The sequence below is a fragment of the Microbacterium sp. GW821-FHT01D02 genome, from assembly GCF_059422585.1.
Genome location: NZ_JBWKXB010000001.1, coordinates 316,505 through 336,929 on the forward strand (window position 1 = coordinate 316,505; position 20,425 = coordinate 336,929).

19 protein-coding genes and 1 pseudogene are annotated in these 20,425 nt (G+C 62.0%); 10 read left to right on the top strand and 10 right to left on the bottom strand.

Going from position 1 to position 20,425, the window contains the following annotated elements; translation table 11 throughout:
* Window positions 1-125: 125 nt before the first annotated feature.
* On the bottom strand, window positions 126-1,001 hold the full coding sequence (locus AC07VM_RS01500; RefSeq protein ID WP_494909717.1) for a carbon-nitrogen hydrolase family protein: 876 nt from the start codon (window positions 999-1,001) through the stop codon (window positions 126-128).
* Between the two features lie 111 nt (window positions 1,002-1,112).
* Window positions 1,113-1,724, bottom strand: coding sequence for a TetR/AcrR family transcriptional regulator (locus AC07VM_RS01505; RefSeq protein ID WP_494909718.1), 612 nt, complete (start codon window positions 1,722-1,724; stop codon window positions 1,113-1,115).
* 99 nt (window positions 1,725-1,823) lie between these two features.
* On the opposite strand from AC07VM_RS01505, the gene AC07VM_RS01510 reads away from it, so the two are divergent.
* The 6 genes from AC07VM_RS01510 (at window position 1,824) to AC07VM_RS01535 (ending at window position 7,625) form a co-directional block, all read left to right on the top strand.
* Complete coding sequence (locus AC07VM_RS01510; protein ID WP_494909719.1) at window positions 1,824-2,702, top strand: carbon-nitrogen hydrolase family protein; 879 nt, start codon at window positions 1,824-1,826, stop codon at window positions 2,700-2,702.
* Between the two features lie 3 nt (window positions 2,703-2,705).
* A complete protein-coding gene (locus tag AC07VM_RS01515; RefSeq protein ID WP_494909720.1) occupies window positions 2,706-4,115 on the top strand; it encodes an APC family permease in 1,410 nt (469 codons plus the stop codon).
* A 2-nt stretch (window positions 4,116-4,117) separates the two neighbouring features.
* Window positions 4,118-4,585, top strand: coding sequence for a GNAT family N-acetyltransferase (locus AC07VM_RS01520; protein WP_494909721.1), 468 nt, complete (start codon window positions 4,118-4,120; stop codon window positions 4,583-4,585).
* Window positions 4,586-4,762: 177 nt separating this feature from the next.
* Window positions 4,763-5,359: a GNAT family N-acetyltransferase gene (locus tag AC07VM_RS01525; protein ID WP_494909722.1), complete on the top strand. Its 597-nt coding sequence runs from the start codon at window positions 4,763-4,765 to the stop codon at window positions 5,357-5,359.
* A 313-nt stretch (window positions 5,360-5,672) separates the two neighbouring features.
* The gene (locus AC07VM_RS01530; protein WP_494909723.1) at window positions 5,673-6,422 is read left to right on the top strand and encodes an alpha/beta hydrolase; all 750 of its coding nucleotides are present in this window, start codon (window positions 5,673-5,675) and stop codon (window positions 6,420-6,422) included.
* Between the two features lie 276 nt (window positions 6,423-6,698).
* Entirely contained in the window at window positions 6,699-7,625 is a 927-nt protein-coding gene (locus AC07VM_RS01535) for a helix-turn-helix domain-containing protein (RefSeq protein WP_494909724.1), read from the top strand.
* Here AC07VM_RS01535 and AC07VM_RS01540 read toward each other — a convergent pair.
* The 5 genes and pseudogenes from AC07VM_RS01540 to AC07VM_RS01560 form a co-directional block, all read right to left on the bottom strand.
* Window positions 7,626-7,730 (bottom strand): annotated as a pseudogene (locus AC07VM_RS01540) (Lsr2 family DNA-binding protein); the annotation flags it as partial.
* 890 nt (window positions 7,731-8,620) lie between these two features.
* A complete protein-coding gene (locus tag AC07VM_RS01545; protein ID WP_494909725.1) occupies window positions 8,621-9,121 on the bottom strand; it encodes a hypothetical protein in 501 nt (166 codons plus the stop codon).
* A gap of 2,628 nt (window positions 9,122-11,749) precedes the next feature.
* Complete coding sequence (locus AC07VM_RS01550) at window positions 11,750-12,361, bottom strand: hypothetical protein (RefSeq protein ID WP_494909726.1); 612 nt, start codon at window positions 12,359-12,361, stop codon at window positions 11,750-11,752.
* Complete coding sequence (locus AC07VM_RS01555; protein ID WP_494909727.1) at window positions 12,348-13,112, bottom strand: hypothetical protein; 765 nt, start codon at window positions 13,110-13,112, stop codon at window positions 12,348-12,350. Before AC07VM_RS01555 ends, AC07VM_RS01550 begins: the two co-directional genes overlap by 14 nt.
* A 38-nt stretch (window positions 13,113-13,150) precedes the next feature.
* Window positions 13,151-13,744 carry a hypothetical protein gene (locus tag AC07VM_RS01560; RefSeq protein ID WP_494909728.1) on the bottom strand — a complete coding sequence of 198 codons (594 nt, stop codon included), beginning with the start codon at window positions 13,742-13,744 and terminating at the stop codon, window positions 13,151-13,153.
* A gap of 322 nt (window positions 13,745-14,066) precedes the next feature.
* On the opposite strand from AC07VM_RS01560, the gene AC07VM_RS01565 reads away from it, so the two are divergent.
* The 3 genes from AC07VM_RS01565 (at window position 14,067) to AC07VM_RS01575 (ending at window position 16,204) form a co-directional block, all read left to right on the top strand.
* Window positions 14,067-14,336 carry a hypothetical protein gene (locus AC07VM_RS01565; RefSeq protein WP_494909729.1) on the top strand — a complete coding sequence of 90 codons (270 nt, stop codon included), beginning with the start codon at window positions 14,067-14,069 and terminating at the stop codon, window positions 14,334-14,336.
* Between the two features lie 383 nt (window positions 14,337-14,719).
* Window positions 14,720-15,166, top strand: coding sequence for a hypothetical protein (locus tag AC07VM_RS01570; protein ID WP_494909731.1), 447 nt, complete (start codon window positions 14,720-14,722; stop codon window positions 15,164-15,166).
* A 90-nt stretch (window positions 15,167-15,256) separates the two neighbouring features.
* A complete protein-coding gene (locus AC07VM_RS01575) occupies window positions 15,257-16,204 on the top strand; it encodes an AbaSI family restriction endonuclease (RefSeq protein ID WP_494909732.1) in 948 nt (315 codons plus the stop codon).
* A 165-nt stretch (window positions 16,205-16,369) separates the two neighbouring features.
* Here AC07VM_RS01575 and AC07VM_RS01580 read toward each other — a convergent pair whose 3' ends face one another.
* Both AC07VM_RS01580 and AC07VM_RS01585 read right to left on the bottom strand, forming a co-directional pair.
* A complete protein-coding gene (locus AC07VM_RS01580; protein WP_494909733.1) occupies window positions 16,370-16,684 on the bottom strand; it encodes a hypothetical protein in 315 nt (104 codons plus the stop codon).
* 238 nt (window positions 16,685-16,922) lie between these two features.
* Window positions 16,923-17,267 (bottom strand): hypothetical protein, encoded by a 345-nt coding sequence (locus AC07VM_RS01585; protein ID WP_494909735.1) that lies wholly within the window; start codon window positions 17,265-17,267, stop codon window positions 16,923-16,925.
* 371 nt (window positions 17,268-17,638) lie between these two features.
* Here AC07VM_RS01585 and AC07VM_RS01590 point away from each other — a divergent pair, with 371 nt between their 5' ends.
* Window positions 17,639-19,696 (top strand): serine/threonine-protein kinase, encoded by a 2,058-nt coding sequence (locus AC07VM_RS01590; protein WP_494909736.1) that lies wholly within the window; start codon window positions 17,639-17,641, stop codon window positions 19,694-19,696.
* Here AC07VM_RS01590 and AC07VM_RS01595 read toward each other — a convergent pair.
* Entirely contained in the window at window positions 19,689-20,375 is a 687-nt protein-coding gene (locus AC07VM_RS01595) for a hypothetical protein (RefSeq protein ID WP_494909737.1), read from the bottom strand. The genes AC07VM_RS01590 and AC07VM_RS01595 overlap by 8 nt on opposite strands.
* Window positions 20,376-20,425: the final 50 nt, after the last annotated feature.

The following is a 20,425-nucleotide window of genomic DNA, read 5'->3' on the forward strand; positions in this document are numbered from 1 at the left end:
CTCCTGTCCGAGAAATCTGCGCGGAGTGTTTGTTAACGCTCCGGCTTACCCGGGGTTTGAAGGCAAACTGAGAGACGCGTCGCGGTGTTGGGCGATCTGGCTTGCACTACGCGCCACGCTTCCGGTTACACCTCACCACGACGGGCTTCCGCCCATCGTGCGGGGCTAATCTCCCCGGCGTAGAACGGCATGGGAATGGGCTGGTCCGCGTCGGAGAACTGCGCCCATGGTCGCGTTACTCCCGCTGTTCCAAACCTACGAACGTCACTGACCTGGCCCAGGTTTATGACGTCGACCAGTGTAAGGTCGTCCATTCCGAGAGTGGAGGTGCGAACACGGCCCTCAGGGTCGACGAGCAGGCTTTGCCCCGTAGCGGTCGGTGCTGCACAGTTGACGCTTGCGATGAACAGCTGGTTCGCGATGGCATTTGCCTGCGCAAGAACGAGCTCTTGAACACGGTCACCCGTAGCCGTCTGTACGACGTTGAGGATGAGTTCTGCGCCTTTCCAGGCGAGGTGGCGGGCGTGTTCCGGGAACCAGCTGTCGTAGCAGATCGAGAGGCCGATTCGGCCGTGCTCGGGCATGTCGAAGACGACGAACTCGGTTCCGGATGCGACGGTTTCGACGGGGCGCCAGGGGAAGATTTTCCGGTAGGAGGCGACGAGTTTGCCTTCGGGTGAATAGACGACGGCGGTGTTGTAGACGGTGCCGTCTGCTGCGCGCTCGTGGACGCTGCCTGGGACAAGCCAGATGCCGAGGTCGCCGGCCAGCTCTGCAAGAACACGCCCCCGCGGCCCATCCAAGGGCTCGGCCATGCTCTCAGTGAAATCCGCGTAGGAGTCCGCCTCTGCCGCGCCAAGTGAGCACAAGTGCAGCTCCGGGTACACGAACAGGACAACATCGGGGTTCGCCTTCACCCGCCTCCTCAGCCCTTCGGCAAACTGTTCGAGCGTTTCGGCAGGCGCTTGGACCATCGCCAGCGGCAAAGACTTTCTGGACACGGGGCTCTCCTTCGAACAGAAACTTAGATTAAATAAAGATTAGTTAATCAGTCGGTTTCCGTCAAGAGCGGTGAGCGAGCCTGGCAGCGACCGTGCCACACCCTCGACGCCCTACCTCTCGACCCCCGAGAGGTCAGCACCTGTCACCCTGCGAGCGTGTCCAAGGAGCCACCGCTCGGCATCGACCGTCGCGATACCCCCCGTAAGCACCATGTAGGCGTAGCCGTCCTCGAGCGCAACAAACGATCTCGCCAGCTCGTCGGTCGGGCCGTCGAGCGCAAACTCTCCAGTGCGGGCACCGGCGTCGAGGACGTCCCGATAGGTCGCGACCTGGCGGTCCGAGAATGCTCGACTCAGCTCGGCGGCCGGTGCGCTATTGAGCGCAACGGAGCTGAGTTCAAACAAGAGCCGCACGGTCTCGAGAGAGGCCGGATCGTGGGGCACCCCATGCACCACGCATGCGCGAAGCTTCTCAGTCGCCGTACCCGCTGCCTCAACCGCCTCCTCCCTCCGGACGCAGTACTCATCCGTCCCCGCACTTAGAACACTCACAAACAGATCCCGCGTGTCCGGGTAGTAATAGAGCACGCTCGCCGAGGTGACGCCCGCTTCCGCAGCAATGTCTGCGAGGCGGGTGTCGATCGTGCCTTTGCGCAGTATCGCCTGCGCGGCTGCCTCAACGAGCTGCTCGCGTCTCCGACTTTGATCCTTCGGTCTAGCCACGGACCCCATCGTGCCACACGATGACGCACCCCTTGACAGGTCCCAGTTCGTTAAATATATTTTCGTTAATTGCCGTTCAATGAGGAGAGGTGCCCCCAAATGTCCAGACCCCTGTCACTAGCTCTTGCCCAGCTTCCACCCGTCTCACACTTCGACCAGTTTCAAACCCGCCTTGAGCACGAAGTACGCGCACACCCCTCGACCCAACTGTTCGCCTACCCGGAGTTCCACCTGACGACACCGCAGGATAACGAGGTGACCGACGGGTTCATTGCCGATTCTGCGGAAGCACTCGATGGGCCGCGGGGGCGTGTTCTTGCAGAGCTGGCCGGCGACCTCGGCATCTGGCTTGTCCCAGGCAGCGTCCACGAGCGCGCAGCAGACGGCACCGTCTACAACACCGCCGTCGTCTATTCACCCGAAGGCAAACTCGTCGCCTCCTACCGGAAAATCTTCCCCTGGCGCCCCGTCGAAACCGTCGCATCCGGAACCGAGTTCGTCGTCTTCGACATGCCCGAGCACGGCCGAATCGGCCTCTCGATCTGCTACGACAGCTGGTTCCCGGAACACGCCCGCCACCTCGCCTGGAAAGGCGCAGAACTCATCCTCAACGTCGTTGCTACTGACACGGCGGACCGCACAGAAGAGATCACGATCGCAAAGGCCAACGCGATTGTCAATCAGCTCTTCGTCGCAAGCATCAATGGCGCCGGCCCGTGGAGCCACGGTCGCACTCTCCTCGCAGACCCATCCGGTCGTGTCCGCATCGACTCGAATAGCAACGAGTCGATCGTGTTGACCGAAGTCATCGACCTGGATGAGGTCTCGAACACGCGAAGGTTGGGTACGGCGAGCGTCACCCGCCCCTGGGACTTCTTCGCAGAGCGCAAAGAGTCGATCGATCTACCTCTCTATGCTGGTGAAATGTCAGCAGCGCGGTGGACACCTGCGACGCCGACGTACGCACTGGGAGCGTAGATTATGGCTTCCACCACCCAGGAAAGCGCTTCTGGCGCTTCCAAAGTGACTCTCGCAACAAGGCTCTCGCTCGTCGGCGTCGTCTTGTTCGGACTCAGCTACATGTCCCCATCCATCGTCATGCAGACGTTCGGAATCATCTCCGGCACCAGTGGCGGAGCCGCACCGACTGCGTACCTGATTGCCATGGGAGCCATGCTCCTGACAGCCCTGAGCTACGGAAAACTTGCCAAGGTCTTCCCGACCTCCGGTTCCGCCTATTCTTACGCCGGCCGCCTACTCGGTCGTCACGTAGGGTTCCTGGTCGGGTGGTCCATCATGCTGGACTACTTCTTCCTGCCGGTCGTCGCATGGCTCGTCCAGTCGCTGTACCTCAACGCCCAGTTCCCTCAGATCCCGATCTGGGCCTGGCTGCTGATCAATGCGGCGCTCACCACCCTGGTGAACGTACTGGGCATCACCATCATCGACCGCGTAAACCGGGCATTGCTCGCGCTGGCCATCGCGGTCGTCGTAGTGTTCGTCGCGGCTTGCGTGATCTACTTGGGACAGGGCGGCGCAACACCAGGCGCAGCAACGGGCGCATTCTGGAACACCAGCACGACGCTGAACAGCGTCATCGCCGCAGCCTCGATCGCTGCCTACTCGTTCCTCGGCTTCGACGCCGTGAGCACGTTGAGTGAGGAAACCCACAACCCGAAACGCAACATCCCCCGCGGTATCGTCATCACCGTGCTCGCCGGAGGCGCGTTCTTCACACTCGTTGCGTTCGTCATGCAGTTCGTCCACCCCGGCGGCATCTTCGAGAACGAGTCCACCGTGGGCTACACGATGTCAGTGCAGGTTGGCGGTGCCACCTTCGCCGACGTACTGAACATCCTCCAGATTCTTGGGGGGTTCGCGGGGTGCGTCGTGATCCAAGCGAGCGCCACCCGCCTCATGTACGTAATGGGACGAGACGGCGTCCTCCCCAAGCGCTTCTTCGGCTACCTCCACCCCAAGTTCCGCACTCCGGTCTTCAACATCCTCCTTGTCGGAGCCGCGTCTACGCTGGCGATCGGTCTTTCGTTGGAAACTGCAGCCTCTCTGATCAACTTCGGCGCGTTCCTCGCTTTCGCCATGGTCAACGTCTGTGTCGTCGCCTACTACATTCGATGCCGAAAGGACGGCATCCCCTCGTCCCGGTTTGGGTACTTGCTCATTCCCCTCGCCGGCGCAGCTGTGGACCTGTACCTCCTTGTGCACTTGGGAACCAACGCACTCATCCTCGGTGTTGGATGGCTCCTAGTCGGACTAACGTATCTGGCCGTCCTCACCCGCGGTTTCCGCCGGAAGCCACCCACGCTCGAGCTCAACCATGTCACGGGACCCGATGCCGAGAATGACACACTGAAAGTCGAGAAGGAGAGCTAGAGATGTCAGGACCAAACAACGAAACAACGAGCGTTGAAGTTCGCGCACCGAAGCACACAGATCGAGAGACATGGGAACACCTCTTCCGGGGATATCGGGAGTTCTACTCCCTAGAGCCGGACGACGCAGTTGTCGATCGTGTCTGGCAGTGGATCCAACACGAGACGCACGGCATCCGAGCAGCGCTGGCAATCGTCGACGGCAAGCCCATCGGATTCGCACACTTTCGAGCGTTCGGCCGCCCATCATCCGGCACCGTCGGACTGTATCTCGACGACCTTTTCACCAGTGCTGACGCGCGAAACCTTGGGGCCGCCCGAGCGCTCATCAACCATCTCAAAGCCACGGCGCGCAGCGAAAACTACTCCGTCGTCCGTTGGATCACGGCTAGCGACAACGCTCGCGCTCGCGCCCTGTATGACGCGGTAGCAGATGCCACGTCATGGGTCACCTACGACATAAAGACATAGACAAGCGCGCGCACCAAGCACCCGCACTCTGGTGATGGAGCTCCAAATCATCAACGAGGAGCTGGGCATTCACGCCGAGCTCCTCGTTAGATGTTCACCGACGAACCTCGGCGACGTGTGCACCCCGCCGCTGGTCCGGGTTCGCCACGCGAAGGAGCTTGAGCTATCGTCCGGTTCATGGTGCACCCAAACCCCTCGCTCATCGGTACTCGAGTTCTTCTGCGCCCCATGAAGGCGAACGACGACGTGGCGCTCGTCAAAGCGGCTTCAGACGGGAATCTCTGGGAGCTGCCATATACGGTCGTGCCTTCTTCTGACACCGTCAGTGACTACATCGCGAGAGCCCTCGCTGAGCGGGCCGCCGCAACGGCAATGCCATTCGTCATCGTGCTCCGCGATAGCGGGAACGTCATCGGATCCACCCGCTTCTGGAAAATCGACCCCGCCAACAGGAAGTTGGAGATCGGAAGCACGTGGCTCGCCGCGTCATGGCAGAAGACGTTCGTGAACACGGAGACCAAGTTACTGATGCTGACGGAAGCGTTCGACGAGCGGCGCTGCGTCCGCGTGCAATTCACGACCGACGAGATCAACGAGCGTTCGCGTGCCGCGATCCTTCGCCTCGGCGCTAAGCAAGAAGGCGTCGTTCGCAACGAGCGCATCATGCCCGACGGGCGCAAACGCAATTCCGTGCGCTTCAGCATCATTGACGAGGAGTGGCCCGACGTCCGACAGCGCCTTGAAGGTCGCCTCAAAGACGCTAGCCACCCCTGAGAGAACCTCAACCCAGCCACCAATTTGCGTTGCTGAAGGTGTACCATATGACACACCACAACCCGTGGCCTTGCTCTGAAAGGCCTCCATGCCCATGTCCAAATCGCAATCCGGGATGATGAGACTCCACCGCAGTCTGGAGCGTTCAAGAGTCGGCCAGGACGCCACGGTACTCGAGACCGCGTCAACGACAAACGACAGCGAGATGCGATCCACCGCCGACGACGATATCGCTCGACTCTTCTCGCACCTTCCGCGGTCCACGTCCGTCCAGCGGACAGAGATCAGCATCGCGCGGGCGGGAGCACCGCTAATGGCTCGCTGGTACGACCAAGATTCGCGCCGGTCGCGCGGATTCAGTTCCGCCGTCGTCTACCTTCACGGCGGCGGATTGGTCGCCGGAAGTGTCGAGCTGTTCGATCCCGTCGTCAGCACTTACGTCGAATGGACCGGGGTGCCGTTTCTCGCGATCGACTACAGGCTCGCTCCGAGCGCCCACAGCGAAGAGCCCTCTCTCGACGCCTTCGATGCCCTTCGGTGGCTGGCTGCGAATGCCGTCAGGCTGGGCGTGGACCCTAACAGAATCGCTCTCATGGGAGATAGCGCCGGCGGAGGCATTGCTGCGTCGTGCGCTATCCGGGCACGAGATCGCAACGTGGCCGTCGCGAAACAGCTGTTGATCTACCCCATGCTCGACGACCGGAACACGAAGGCCACAGATCCGTTTATCGCGCCTTTCGTCACCTGGGATCATCTAGACAATCAACTGAGTTGGCGCGCACTGCTCGGCGACACCGCCGGTACGGAGCGTGTATCTCCATACTCCGCAGCCGCGCGTTGTGGCGATCACACAGGGCTTGCGCCGGCTTACATCGAGATCGGGACGCTCGACTTGTTTCGCGACGAGTCGCTCGCATACGCGACAAATCTGCTCGCCTCCGGGGTGGAGGTCGAGCTGCACCTTCACCCCGGTTGCACGCACGATTACGACTGGCTCGCACCAACCTCCGAGCTCGCGCGTAGCTGGCGTCCGCAGAGGATCGCTGCCATCGAGTCGATCTGAGTAACCCGTTAATACGGCTAGCCGATTCCCGCTGGGCGGGAGGCGCACGAGGACGGCCAGGTAGCGCGGTCATCCTTCCGGCGGCTTGCCCACTGCTCATTGGACCTAGAAAGCGACGACCAGATGACTCCTTACTTCATGCGATCAGAGCCCCAGATCGTCGCGGGGAGAGTACCCGTCAGGCTCACGCCCGCCGCAGACGGACGGAACGTCCGGTTTTACACTGATGCCGGCACCTTCCTTTCCCCCTTCCCCCTTCCCGCATCTGGAGCGGTCATGACGATCGACCCGGATCCGCTGCTGGACTCGATCGACATCCTGACCACGGCCGACGGGGCGCAGTGGCCGGCGCATGTGCACGACGATCACGAACTGCTCTCCGCGATCACCCACTCCGTGACCGTGGTCACTCCGGATGCCGTGTACATCGCGCCACGGGGGACCAGCATCTGGATTCCGGCCGGTGTGGTGCACGACGTCACCACGGTTCCCGGCAACAGCATGCGGTGCACCTGGTTCGAGCCGGATGCCGTCGCCATGCTCACGAGCCGTGTGGTGGTGACCACGGTGCCCCCGCTGCTCGATCGGGTACTCGCCGAGCTGGTGCGCTACACCGATCCTCCCCGCCGGGCGCGGGCGGAGGCTTTCGCCCTCGACCTGCTCGCGGACGCGCGGGAGACGGATGTCGGGCTGCCCACCCCGGCGAGCCACTGGCTGCGTGCGGTGACGGATGCGCTCATCGCCGACCCGGCAGACCGACGCACGGTCGATACCTGGGCGGCCCAGGCGTCGGTGAGCGTGCGCACCTTCATGCGCCAGTTCGCCGCGGAGACCGGGACGACGTTCTCGCACTGGCGGGCGGAGCTGCGGCTGCAACTGGCGATGTCGATGCTCGCGAACGGGGCCGAGGTGGGACGCACAGCACGGGCGGTCGGCTTCGAATCGCTCGCCGCGTTCTCGGCCGCGTTCCGACGACGTGCGGGGGTCTCGCCACGGACGTTCGCCCGGACCCACGGCTCGATGACCGATCTCTACAGCGCGCCCCGGATGCGTGGCTACACGGATTGGTCGGATCGAGGAGCCGTCGTCCGGCTATCAATCACCAGTGCAGAGGGCCGACGGCGAACGACGCTGGCTCGCGAGTGTGCGCACCTGCTGCTCAACCCGGCCCCAGACCCCTCAACACATGGCACGCCGCACTGACTAGTGAGAACGGCCTCGATACGCGCCGACCACCGCTTCTGCAATACGTCCGCGGTCACCGACTTCGTAGCCGTTCTGTCGTGCCCATCCGCGGATGGCGTCCGTCTCGCTCTTGGATCGTGTCCGGCCTTGAGCGGACGTAGAAGCGCTGGGCCGCTTCGAACCGCGGTCTCAGAGCAGACAAGGGGAGGCGGCCCTAGCTCCGGACTCGTTCCCGCGACGAGCGACTCGTCGGTGCAGTGGAAGCCCTGAACTACGTCACACGTGCGCCCGCTGCGTCAGCGCCTAGGCTCAGCTCGTGTGGCAGCTGTTCGCGCAGTAGTAACACCCGTTGGCCGGACGGTACCCGCGGCTGTTCGCCTCCGAAACAGCTCCCGAACATGACGAGAAGTTCCCGAGCGAAACCTGGTTAGCCGGTGCGGGGAGGCACCCACGGGTCGACAATGCATCGTGGACTTCGTAGTCACCGTTCGCCTGCGAGTTGCGGTTCACGATGTAGGTGGTCATTGTGCTCTCCTTTGACAAGCGACGGTGCTTGAACGCGGTCACTACGCGCCCACGCGGGTTGTCGCCGAGCCTACTGAAGTCGACGGTTACCCGCCCGCGCCTTTTCGGCGCTCGGCGAGAGTCCTTACACACGTGTTTGGCGGCTATGTAGCGAGAGCAATCTGCCTATGCCAAGCACGGTCTCATGAAAGCCATCCGCCTGTCCGGTGCGCCTCGGACGGGGACCGTCGACCCTCGTCACCGCGAGAGCATCTGTTCGAAGTTCGAGACCATCACCATCGAGCGCCTCAGGTTTCTGACTATCAGGCCTTCGTGCGTCGTGACGCGCCAGACGGGACCGTTCCTTCGACGCTGCGCCACCAACCGCCGGCTGGTGCGCTCGCTACGGATACTCGACGGATGGAAGCAGACCATACCGACGCAGAGCGCGGCATGTCTGCCAATTCAGCCGCGCGCCTCACCCCGTCCCCACGGGAATCTCGCCGCGTCTAGGGCTTCTTCTCGCCGTACTCCTTCTCCATCTCCATCTGAGTGTTGTACCCGACGATCAGATATTCCCCCACCACAGTGACTCCATCGACTGAGTAGACCGCAACACGACGGTCTTCCGCCCCTGCAGTCTCTTGCCAATGGACAGCATCCTCGGGCGTTTTGAAGGTTTTCAGTGCGTTCGTCCCGTTGGCCTCGTCGAGCTCAGACTTTCTGACAAAACCTTCGGCGCCGTTCTCAGCGACTGCCGCGATCAGGTCAGGTTCATTCTCGGGGGAGTTCGCCTGGCCAGCAGACCCGAAAGTCTCGCCAGCGAGATTCGTCGGATACTCGCCGGGAGCCATCGGCTGCGTGGGCACGTCGGCTGTGACTCCTGCCGGTGCGATCAAGGTCGGGACTGCGGCAACGACGTTGCTGGCAGTGAATCCAACGACAACTGCGGCAACTCCTGCACCGATGACGGACAAGGACTTGATTCGAGTGCTTGTGCGCTTGTTCATGACGACTCACATCCTCTCTACGAGTTCACGCTCGTGGTCTTGAACGTGTAGAAGCTCTGGTATCCCCCGCCGTTCCAAGCAAGGGACACTCCCCACGACCACCAGGTGTTCGTAGTGGTTCGAGTACAAGAGCACGCGCTCGCGAACTTGCTTCCGCTGTTGAAGACGTTGCTTCCTTCACAGCTCATCGGCCCGTTGGGCGCATAGCCGCTGAAGAGCCTGCCTCGAGAGCCGGAGGTCCCCGTTGCGCTTGTGTCAGAGTACGTCTGGGTGTGGGCGTTCGCCCACTTGTTCGCCGACTGGACGAGGGCGAAACTCGTCCATGTTCGGCTGCCGATGGTGTAGTAGCCGTCGTTGGTGCGGTTGCTCGCAGCCGTCGCGCTTTGCGGAACGATTCCCGCTAGCGCGCCGACGAGTAGGCACACGAGTACGGTGCTCGACAACTTGCTTCTGGAACTTGGTCTGACCATGCCGTTCCTCCTTGTTTTGGCCTCATTGCCGGAGATTGAACCGTGAACGAACGCAACCATCACAGCGGACGCTGGGCACAAACGCCATAGATCGCAACAAGTTCCAGAAGGTCTGTAAGGAACCCCCCTGATCGGGCCACTCGCATCGGTGAACCGCAGAATCAGACCAACGAGGAGGGGGCGGTACACGCTTCTCATCTGAGAGACCCGGACATGAAAGCAGAGATTAGCTCGTCGTAGATTCGTCTCTCGTTGCAACCGGTGTGGACGGGAGCAATTGGCGAGTCGGGGCATGACGCCAGGACAGCAACAGAACGACTGTGGCGATAATGACGACTAGATGGACTGCTGATTCTTTGCTGCCACTCGCAATCCAACCCGGAAATGCGAGCGGAATCGTTCCCGCTTGAATTGCCGTCGCCGTGCCCGTAATCGGACCTGCGAGCCATCCCCACAAAACTAGGACGATGCTCCCAACCACAAAGGATGAGTAGAGGGAGACCATACCGCGGGCATCAAATCGTCGATACCCCACCGCGAGCACGTACATCACGGTAGAGCAGAGGGCGGCGAGCCCTATGGCCGGTAGAGTCTGTTGTCGCGGATTTGTGACCGATACCAGTTGATTACTCAGGGGATCCATTACCGCACCAATCTGCATGCCGGCTTTCTGGATTCCGAAGATCCCACTCCCAGCGACCAGGCTGGCTGCCAGCGCCAGCCCAATCACAATCGCTAGGACTACACGTCCTGAAGAAGTGCGGATCTTCAATATGTCACCCAGCAGCTAATCTCGGTGCGCCCACCAGTACCTTGTCGCAACCAATAACATTTGCTATATGCATTGGAAACACGCGTGTGGGACAGATTAGTTGCCCCTCCCCCATAGGCATGCCCGTGTTCTACATACCCCGGGGCAGGGTTGTACGTGATTACATGATTGATCGCGAGTGAAACCCCGTGCGTTGAGGATCTTCCCCCCGTGATGCTTGAGCGAAGCCCGGTGCTGTGTACTGCACCGTCGTTAGTATCGACTTTATTCGCATATCGGTACTCTGCGGCTTCGGCGGCCGGCGTGGCGAGGCTAGCGAATGTCAGGGCGACAGCAGCAACGACCGCGACCCGTCCGAGCGTGGCCCCCCTCCGCGGCGATCTATTTGTGGTCGACATGATCTTCCGTCCTTAGTGGAATGAGCTGAAATCCAACACCATTGGGGCGGACAAAGTTAGTTACAGCAGGTGGCTTTGTATCTAGCGCTACTGTTACCAGATTCGCCTGGAACCCTTCCCGCTTGAGGCCAGGGTCGCCCCCTTGAGTGAGCCCGACATTCGAGGGCGCGACATCTTCCGGGAGCAGGTACGCCTCAGTAGAACCGGAACTGCTTTCTAACCCAATGCCGAGACCCGATTGATAGAAGTCTGTGATGGGAACGCAAGATGAGCCGGCGACCCACTGGTCCGATTGAATGTACGCCACTAGACAGAGATCGTTGGTCGCACTAGTTCCCACCCAGTAGGTTGCGACGTCATCTGTTCCCAACAATCTCAAGGATTTCGTCTCGACGTCGAGGTCTGATGCCTCAAGGAGACTGGGAATCGTGTCCTCCGCTGACTGTTCGGAAAACAGGATCGGGATAAAGTCTTCTGGGGTGCTATCCGGGGGAACCGCTGCGCCTGGAAGAAGGATGGAAGCACCGATAAGTGTTGCTCCTATCGCGAGAGGTCCTGCTACTTTTACGTCCATTGCGTCAATCTTTTCTGCACATCTGCGTGCACCTTAGCGACCGTTCTTCCGACGGTATCAGCCTGGCCGAGCTTGAACAAGGGCATCCGCGACAGTGCCGTAAAATCCGTGATAGAACCCGGTCTGGCCTGCATGATAGGTGCTCGAACCACTGTCCGCGTTGTCGTATTTCTGTCTCTTTGCAGCTCGTTCCAATTCCTTACAGACCTTTTTGGCGCTTGACATTCACTGGGCAAGAAATCAACACAGATGCCTGTGAGATCTGATGCTTAGGTCTAGCCTATTTTGCAACTGGCGGCAATTCGTACACCTTTCGGGTGAGAGTCTCCCTGCACGCCTCTCGATGGCGCCACGAGCGTCACGAGGCCTATCTCCGATGGCGCAACGAGCTAGGTGTCCTGGAGTAGACGCGATCTAGATGATGGGCGTCGTTGTCTTCCCGAGGCGGGCAAACTGCAACGCGACAAGCCCGAGGATGACAGACGCACCGACTTTCGTCAGGATCAGAAGGTTGCCTCCGAAAATTGCGAGGTCCATGGTCCCCCGAGTCGTCAACGGCACCTGCGCCAGAAGACTGCCCACTACGACGATGCTGAAAACGACCATCGGCATGACACGCCACGGCGCGCGAAGGCTACTGCGGAAGACGCAACCAACCGCAATACCGCCGGTCACGATCCTCAGCAGCGCGTCGATGATGCGCACGGTGTCCCCCGCGAAAGCAGTCAACACCAAAGGGTTGATGAGCGTCCACACGGCAAACATCGCACTGGCTACAGACGCTCCCCGCAGCGCCGTCGAACCCCTGCGGCCCGGCCAGAGGGCTGCGGCCGAGGAAATGCACGCCAGCGCGAACACCGCCGTCACTAGCCAGCCAAGGATCGTGAGAGTCTCGCTGTCCATGCTGCCAGGCATGCTCTGAAGAGCAAACAGAGCGGCGGACGCAAGGAACAGTGTTGCCGCCACAACCCACAGCGTGCGCGTTCGGCGTTGCGTTCCCAAGATGATCACGTCAGGACCAGCCATCAATTCGCCCCATCCCGACGACCTTGACCCCTTGGGAGTTCTTCGTGCAGTAATCAGAGATGGTGTGCCAGTGCTCGCTGATGGCTGCCAAGACGTCCAGAGAGTCGGGAGTGTCAGCTCCAACTGCAGTTCGCACCTGCTCGTGTGTGTCCAGTATCAGCGAGGACATCTCCGGGTACAGCTGGTCCAAATCCGCAACATCGCTGAGCGCGGCCGGATCTTCCGCTGCCATCTCAACCGCGGACGTGACGTAGGCGATGCATATCTGCTGCTTCATGTCACGGTCGGAGAGCGGGCTGGCGGGCGGCGGGGCCGCAGAGAATCGCTCAGCCGCCCTGAGTTGCGGGATCCTCCCGAGCTGGTCCAGAGACTCTGGCGCTCCGACGGCGAACCAGTCTGCGCCCAACGTCAGCTGATAGTCCACCGTGACAAGCCCCGTCCATTCCGCAACAACGTTCTGCGCGGACCCTTCGTGCTTGTAGATGCGGAAGTGGAGCGGCGTGCCATCGGCGTCGTAGCAACCGAACCCATACATCTCGTCTTGAAAATAGGGATCGCCCTGGAAGAGGCGCGCATCAGAGCACGGCGCCCCTTCCAGCACATCCGCGACGGCTGCCTCACGATTGCTCCAGCCGATTGACGTGGGATCGGCGGGATCGGCGGCTTCGTTCGCCTCATCGCCCGATGTGCACCCCGCTGTGAGAAGCGCACACAAGAGGAGGCCGAACGCAATCGTGGTCAGTCTTCGCATCAGTTTCAGTATTCCGTCACGTCACCGAAGCCGCGAACTCAGCCCTTCCACTGGTAGGCGGCACCGGTCACCAGTGACCCCGACTGGGCACGGACCTGCGAGTTCGCCGCGACCTCACCCCAGGCGACCGAGCCTCCGGTTCGACCGCCGGAAGCGACACATCCGAAGCCGTACCAGCCCTGCGTTCCGGCCGAGTTGAAACCCTTGCCCTGTGAGCAGACGTTCATGTCGGAAGCGTTATAGACCTCGTAGCCCTTCTTGAACCCCTTCGAACCCCAGATCGAGCAACCGTTCGCGGACGTCCAGTACGTGCCTGGGCCGGCCACCGCGTTTTTCCAAGTATCGATGCAGAGAGCCAATGGCGCGACTGTCGTGTCAGATAGTGCGCTTTGGATTGCGGCCGGCTCTCCCGCGCGAATCGCCGCGACTGTTTCTTCGGCCTGGCCGTACTCGACGTTGATCTCCATCAGCTGGCCGTCGACCTCGACGGTCAAAGGCCCCTCGAACGTGTCCAGGTCGATGGGTCCCGAGACCTCCGGCTCGACGTAGTCCGAGGCGAACGCCGTCCCGGTCGCGCCCAGCGTGGCCAGCCCTGCGACGGCAGCGATGGCGAAGATCTTTCTGATGTTCATTGGTTGACACTCCTCGTTGTGCGTTGTTTCCACCAGTTTGGTCAAGCGCTCAAGACGGAAATCGGCAGCTCTTGGCACGACACAGCGAATCCTGACACTCCTTTCCCTTGAGGCGCCCGCTGGCGAGGTTCCCGATGGGGCGGCCACTCTCGAAGTACCACCACAAGAATGGGTTCACGTTCTCCACGGACCGCCCTGCGTGCTGTGTTGGCAAAACAATGCAAGGAACTGGATCGAGCCGCAAAGAGAGGTCTCGTACCTCGGTGTCAGGGTCGACGGGTGCTGCCAACCTGGAGCTACGTACCCAGCCAGAGGAACTTTCATGACCAGTTATCTCGTCACCTATGACCTGACCGCCCCTAGACGCGACTATGACGCGCTCATCGAGCACCTGAAGTCCTACGGCACGTACTCACACGCTCTCGAGAGCACCTGGCTCATCGTGACAGACAAGACCACCAAGGAAGTTCGTGACGCTGCTCTGAAGTACATCGACTCTGACGACAAGCTCCTCGTCGTCAAACTGACGGGCGTAGCCGCGTGGCGTGGTCTGCGCGACGCGACCAGCGAATGGATCCAGAAGAACCTCTGAGATCACGCAGTCGCGTCGTCAGTTCGAACGCGCGGACGCCGACAACGAACACCCCGAGCCAGAACGTGTCCGGCTCGTTAGCTGTTGCCGCCCTTTGCCTCCGCGCGCTGCGCGCGATAGCGGTCCGCCAGCGCGCGACACAGAAGAGCGTTCCCGAGGCCGAGCACACCAAGAATGATGAATGAGATGAGCATGTTGTTGCCTCCGATGAGTAGTCAGTCAGCCCCTCTATGCGCGTCGGCTCGAGGTGCATAGAGATGGACTTCGGATCACTCCTCAACGTCCGCTGGGACGCTCCATTCCGTTTCATAGCTTCTCTGTTGGGTATCGCAACTCTGGCGGATTCTCTCAGCGGACTACGCCCACTCGAATTCTGGGCGTCAGTGACCGCCAACCTGTCCTGGGGTTGGATCGCCGAGCCGTTTGCGTACGCTGACGAGTGGGCAGCTCGCTATCTCAGCGAGCCGGCGTGCGTCTTCCTCGTGCTCACGGCGGTTGTCACGTGGTTCGCCTACACCCCTTCCGGGGTGGTCGCGAAAACAAGAGCGAGTGCAACGGTTTGGCTGATCGCCGCCATCGCGACGTACAGCTCGCCGCTGTGGTCGGTCCTTCTGACGATTGCCGTCGCAGTGCTGTTCCACGCCACCGTGTCGCATTTCAAAGGCCGGGACCCGTTCTCGATGGTCCTAGCGATGAGCACCGTACACATCTTTGGCGGGCTCCTCTGGGCTCCTGCGATTCTCCTGTTCTGGCCGCTGGAAACCCCACCGACACGGCGCGAAGAGCTCCGCGATGCGCTGGCCCTCGTCCACAATGGCAGGGCCACGTAGCTGCTGTCGCGCATCGGGTCCTCGTGAATCTGACTCAAAACACGCTCAGCCAACGCCTTACGACCACAAGAAGCCGAGAGAGGGAGAGACGTGAGCATCGCAACCGACGACAGTCGCCAGGCGGCGGGGTCCGACACGCAGGACAAGAAGAAGAGGCGCACTCCATGGACGATGCCTTCGGAGGTCGACTACTACGGCAAGATGCTTCGATCCATTCGGGGCAAGAAGTACGAGGTGTACGCGGTCAGCCGCATCGTGCACCTGCTCGATGACCCGGAGATCGAGCTCGTTACGCAGAAGCCCGTTCGTCTCACCGACGAGAGCATGGCGCTTCTGGACCTGTACCTGCCGCAGTTCCGAGTGGGCATCGAAGTCGACGAGGGCCACCACTTTGCCAAGGGGTCCCCGGAGGCGGACAAGCTCCGCGAGCAGGCGGTCCTGGAGATCTCCGACATCAAGCCCCTCGTGCACCTAAAGGTGCCGACCACGGACCCGCTTGACACACTCAAGGAGAAGACCGACGCGCTCATCGCCGACATCCGGAGATGGAAGGCGGATGCGGTCGACGCTGGCACATTCGTCCCGTACTCCTACGGTGACCGGTACCGGCCGGACTACTGGCGTGCTCGCGGCACGGTGACCATCGATGATGACATTCAGATGCCACGGATGAGGCAGGTCCTCGCCTTATTCGGGAAGGACGTCGCGCACTGGCAGATGGCGACCTTCTCTCTCGGTGAGAACTTCCAGGTGTGGATGCCAGGCCTGCATCAGGAGAACGTCACGCCCCGCAGTGACTGGAAGAACGTCCTCAGCGACGACGGCGAAACCCTCACCCAGACCCAACTGGAGGGCGAGCCCGGACCGCACAACGACCAGATGCGCAACATCGTTTTCGCGAAGTTCAAGGACCCGGTGTTCCTTGACACCTACTACCGGTTCCTGGGCGTCTTCGCCGTGGACAGCCTCGACGAGACCGGCCGAGTCGTCGCCTTCCGACGCGAAGAAAAAGAGATCGACCTCTCCCCCTACCTGTGACGACGAGCGTCGCATGCCATCGAGCTTCTCGGGCGCGAGATGAGCGCCAACGCGCAGGCGCTCGGCCAGGCCGGTGCGATGCCGCGGGAAACGGTGGAGTGGAACTTCCTATGAGAGCTACGGCGGAGTGAGTGTCATCCCGGGACACCGCGCGCCCATGAAGGTCTACTGCGGATTCAGGCCGCTGACAGCGGCCTCTTGGGAAGCGGCCAACGCTGCGTCCGCCACGTTAACCTGCAGGGTTGGCTTCAGCGGCCCGGACACTTCCCGTGCGGATACATCATGCGCGTAGGTTTCGACCGCGAACTGTGCGGACACCCAATAGCTGGAGTGATCACGCTCACGATCCTGGATACCAGGCACACCGAGCAAGGCAGTGATCAAGCCACCCAGTGCGTCATGCGCTTCGATAAGATCCGCGGAATCCGAGTAACTAGCGAACCAGCTGAAACCCGAGACCTGTCCTTCGTAGATGTTCACCGTCGCTGGCGTGATCAGGCTACTTGCGGGAGGGTCTGTCAGTCGCCCCTCGGGCGCGTTCCTGAGCCAGTCATCGACCTCAGTCACCAAAGTGGGCCAGGCGGTAGTTAGCAGAAACTTGACGCGCTCTCGAGAGAGGTCGGTCGCCTGCGAAGTCATCTCAGTCCTTTCGATTCCACAATATGACCCGCGGAGGCCACCCCCCGGCGAAGCTACGGCCTGCCGCCGACCAGTCCGGTCAGCAGCCAGCCGGCACCGCCACGAGGCTCGGTAGTCCGCTCGAAGTGCTTCCTACGTCATCGGACTTCGCCACACGGCATCCCTGGTTGTCTTGTACCAGCATGAGCAAGGACCAGCGTCCGGCTATGTTGCTCTTCTGGCAGTGATAGTCCAGGAAGCGCGTGCCGGGATAAGGCTGGGCCTGAAGCAAGAAGACGCCACGATTCGTGCAGGTCTGCTTCGTCTTGAAGTTGTCGCCGTATCCGAGCCAAGTGTTGGCGGAGGCGCTGGGCGCAACCCCCAGTGTCAGGACAGCGACTATCAGGGCGGTTAGCGCTGTCTGCCGGGCACGCTTTGTCTTCATTGCTCTCTCCTTTGACCAAGTTGTGACGTTGACGGTGAAGAACGGTTCCCGGATCGTATAGCGGGACTGGTCGGGTGTCTGTAGGCCAAAAGGAGGACAAACCGGTCATACTTCGGCCCGCTCGTTCGCATCGTTCACTCGCTCATCATGCCGCCTGTAAAGGCGTGGAACCGGGACCGCGACGGAGCCCGGCGCAGCCCCGGGAAAATGGTGCCGCGCTCGGGCCTCCCGACGGCAGATCCGCTCCTCCCCAGGCGCCGGCTCAGCAGCTGCGCTCGCACCCCTTTGCCGTTCCGACCGATTCCTGACATGCCTCGTCGAGGCTACGCGCGGCCGCTCCACTCGATGGATCTAGGCCGTTAAAGTCGCGCGTGGCAGCCACCCGACGCTGCCTCCTACACAGCAACGAATCGGAGAACTTCGTGCCCGCAAACCGGGATCTGCTCGAGCAGGTCGCTCAACGCATCGCACCAGCTGATGCCCGCATTGAACACTTGGGGACGGGAGGGTTCGCCTGCACGTTCCGCGTGACGACAACCGACGAGGTCTACGCCTTGAAGGTCATCGACCCGGATATCGGGGAGAGCGAGCGTGTGGAACGCGAGCTCGCCGCGCTACGGCGTGTGGACGATCCGGGCGTGGTGAAGTTCCGTGAAATGGGTTCCTTCGAGTTCGGGGATGTCGAGTATCGGTGGATCACGATGGACTTCATTGAGGGTCACACGCTGCGGACGTCCCTCGACGGCGGTGAGGTCTTCTCTATCGGTGACTCCCTCCGTCTGATCCGACAGTTGGTTGCTGCTGCCAGCGCAATCTGGGCACAGGGCACAGCCCACCGCGACCTCACCCCACGCAACATCATGCTCCGGGCCGACACCACACCCGTGATTGTCGACCTGGGCCTTGCACGTCACGTGGACGATGAGTCGATGACGGCCCTGCCTACCCCGGGGACGCCAGGTTGGATGAGCCCCGAGCAGGTGGGTTCCAGCCCTACGCACGGCGACTGGCGCAGCGACCAGTTCGTCCTCGGGTCCATCGCCTACTTGCTGCTGACGGGGGTGGCGCCGTTTTACTCGCGCAACGTCTTCGAGTGCTGGACGGCGCCGGCGACTGTAACACCTCGATCCATCAGGTCGGTCGTCCCCGCCGTGCCTGCACCGGTCGCGGAGATCGTCGAGCGGATGATGCACAAGAAGCCGCATCGCCGCTACCTGAAGTCTGCGGAACTGCTTGCCGACCTCGATGCGGCGCTAGCCGCGTGGCACGAATCTGCTGAAGAAAACGGGGAGATCGCCGAGTATTACCCCACGGTCGGACAGCTCAAGTCGTGGGCTGCAGACGGGTTCTTGGCGCGTCTCGGAGCCACCGGCACCATCATCGAGGCGCAGGTGGGTGAGCGAACCGATGAGTTCGTCTCCGAGACGAGGGCAGCTGGCGGCACCGTCGTCATCGACCCTTCGACATGGATGGCCCGCAGCCCGAAGAAGGTGCAGCCGTCGTGGTTCAAGAAGCTGCCGTATGGCGACCGTCCGGCACTGACTGGATTCGCCGATGATGCGAAAAGGCGCCAGTGGACCCGACAGGTGTGGGACACGCACGCTGCGACGGGCGGCGACGCGTACATCACGCCCTACTTCTACGCGGGCGAGGGCGAGCTGAACTGGGTGCGCACGTCGCTAGCCTGTGCTTCCGACTACACGGACATCGCCGCCGGCGGGTTGTTTCAGGGCGAACTGTGGACTTCGGTCCTCGTGCACTCGAAGTGGTTGAGTGACAACGACGAGCGCGACCGTCTTCTCACTCTGCTCACCGGTCAGTCGATGACACGCCTGTACCTGCTGATGCACACGATGCAGCCATCGTTCGCGCCCCTCGCGGACGTGGACACGCTCCGTGGGCTCCGGGACCTTCTGGAGGTGATGCGGGATGCGGATGTGCCTGTCGTCGTCGGCAAGCGTGCGAGCAGTGGCCTTCTGCTGCTCGCGATGGGCGCTCAGGGCTGGGCGACGGGAGTCAGCGGCAACCAGATGAACTCTGCACCTCACCCCGAGGCGACCGGCCGCGGGGGTCAGGCCACCGAGCGTGTCTACGTCCCTCGGCTGCTCACGCAGGTCACCGCGCCCGCGTTCGCGCTCATCGCGAAGCAGCATGCGAGCGTCGCGGATCTCGGCACCCCCGAGGGACGTCAGCTCACGTCCCTCAACACGGACCTCGAGAGTCTGACACCCGAGCAGCGAGTCCTTCTTCATCGACACAACCAGGTCGCTCAGCATGAGCACGCAGCGCGCCTGTCGGGCCTGCCGTCTGGCCGACGGATCTCGCAGATGCGCGACTGGATCCGTGAGGCCAGCGACACGGTGAGGCAGCTGCCACCGCTGCGTGACGACTTCGGGTTCCTGACCGCGTGGGAGGCGGCGCTCAGCTGAGCAAGGGGCTGCGTGCTGGCGAACCAGCACGCAGCCCATCCACGCGAAGGCTCGCGGCGAGGATCTGCTCGCTTGCGAGCCTTCGTCGGTTCGGGGTCGCGAGCGAACGCGCCTCCGGTTCAACGACCTCTTCGCACCCGTGCTCAAATACAGCGAGCAGACCGATGCCGAGATGACGGGCGCGCTCCATGTGCGCTTGCCGGATGCGAGCAGCTGGCACTGCGAGGTATGACGACTCCGCGAACAGCCGATACGCGTAGGCCTGGGCGAACCCCCGCTCCGACACCCGCAGCTTCAACTCAACGGCTACGAGACGGTCAAACGGATCCCGCGGCTGGCGACGGGCGCGGTACCCGGTGAGGGTCGCCGTGAGAAGCTCCTGCTCGAGGAGCGGCCGCAGGGCGCGGCGCATGAGATCGGAGTATGCCCCCGGCGCCCACTCCCGCAGCTCATCCTCGGTGCGAGACGTCCGACAGTACTCGAGAAGGGCAAGCTGCAACGTGTCTGTGACCGGCCCCGCCTGCCGGCGACGGTTGCTGAGCTGACGACGCTCGCCAACACCGGCCACCATGTCAGGCACACCGTAGCCGACGGCGACCTCTTCGGCGATGCAGACCCCGCCGGTGCTGCGCAGCCACGCGGCGACGGGGCTGCCGAGTTCTGTCTCTGCGGTGAACATCTGGTCTCCTCCGAACATCCAGCGTGAGTGCCCCAGTCCTTCTTGCCAAG

What these genes read in the sequence shown, in the direction of transcription:
- AC07VM_RS01535 (WP_494909724.1), top strand. Translation starts at nt 6,699, where the DNA reads ATGACGATCGACCCGGATCCGCTGCTGGACTCGATCGACATCCTGACC.
- AC07VM_RS01520 (WP_494909721.1), top strand. Translation starts at nt 4,118, where the DNA reads ATGTCAGGACCAAACAACGAAACAACGAGCGTTGAAGTTCGCGCACCG.
- AC07VM_RS01525 (WP_494909722.1), top strand. Translation starts at nt 4,763, where the DNA reads ATGGTGCACCCAAACCCCTCGCTCATCGGTACTCGAGTTCTTCTGCGC.
- AC07VM_RS01510 (WP_494909719.1), top strand. Translation starts at nt 1,824, where the DNA reads ATGTCCAGACCCCTGTCACTAGCTCTTGCCCAGCTTCCACCCGTCTCA.
- AC07VM_RS01545 (WP_494909725.1), bottom strand. Translation starts at nt 9,121, where the DNA reads ATGAACAAGCGCACAAGCACTCGAATCAAGTCCTTGTCCGTCATCGGT.
- AC07VM_RS01585 (WP_494909735.1), bottom strand. Translation starts at nt 17,267, where the DNA reads ATGAAGACAAAGCGTGCCCGGCAGACAGCGCTAACCGCCCTGATAGTC.
- AC07VM_RS01560 (WP_494909728.1), bottom strand. Translation starts at nt 13,744, where the DNA reads ATGAACATCAGAAAGATCTTCGCCATCGCTGCCGTCGCAGGGCTGGCC.
- AC07VM_RS01550 (WP_494909726.1), bottom strand. Translation starts at nt 12,361, where the DNA reads ATGGCTGGTCCTGACGTGATCATCTTGGGAACGCAACGCCGAACGCGC.
- AC07VM_RS01595 (WP_494909737.1), bottom strand. Translation starts at nt 20,375, where the DNA reads ATGTTCACCGCAGAGACAGAACTCGGCAGCCCCGTCGCCGCGTGGCTG.
- AC07VM_RS01530 (WP_494909723.1), top strand. Translation starts at nt 5,673, where the DNA reads ATGGCTCGCTGGTACGACCAAGATTCGCGCCGGTCGCGCGGATTCAGT.
- AC07VM_RS01515 (WP_494909720.1), top strand. Translation starts at nt 2,706, where the DNA reads ATGGCTTCCACCACCCAGGAAAGCGCTTCTGGCGCTTCCAAAGTGACT.
- AC07VM_RS01555 (WP_494909727.1), bottom strand. Translation starts at nt 13,112, where the DNA reads ATGCGAAGACTGACCACGATTGCGTTCGGCCTCCTCTTGTGTGCGCTT.
- AC07VM_RS01565 (WP_494909729.1), top strand. Translation starts at nt 14,067, where the DNA reads ATGACCAGTTATCTCGTCACCTATGACCTGACCGCCCCTAGACGCGAC.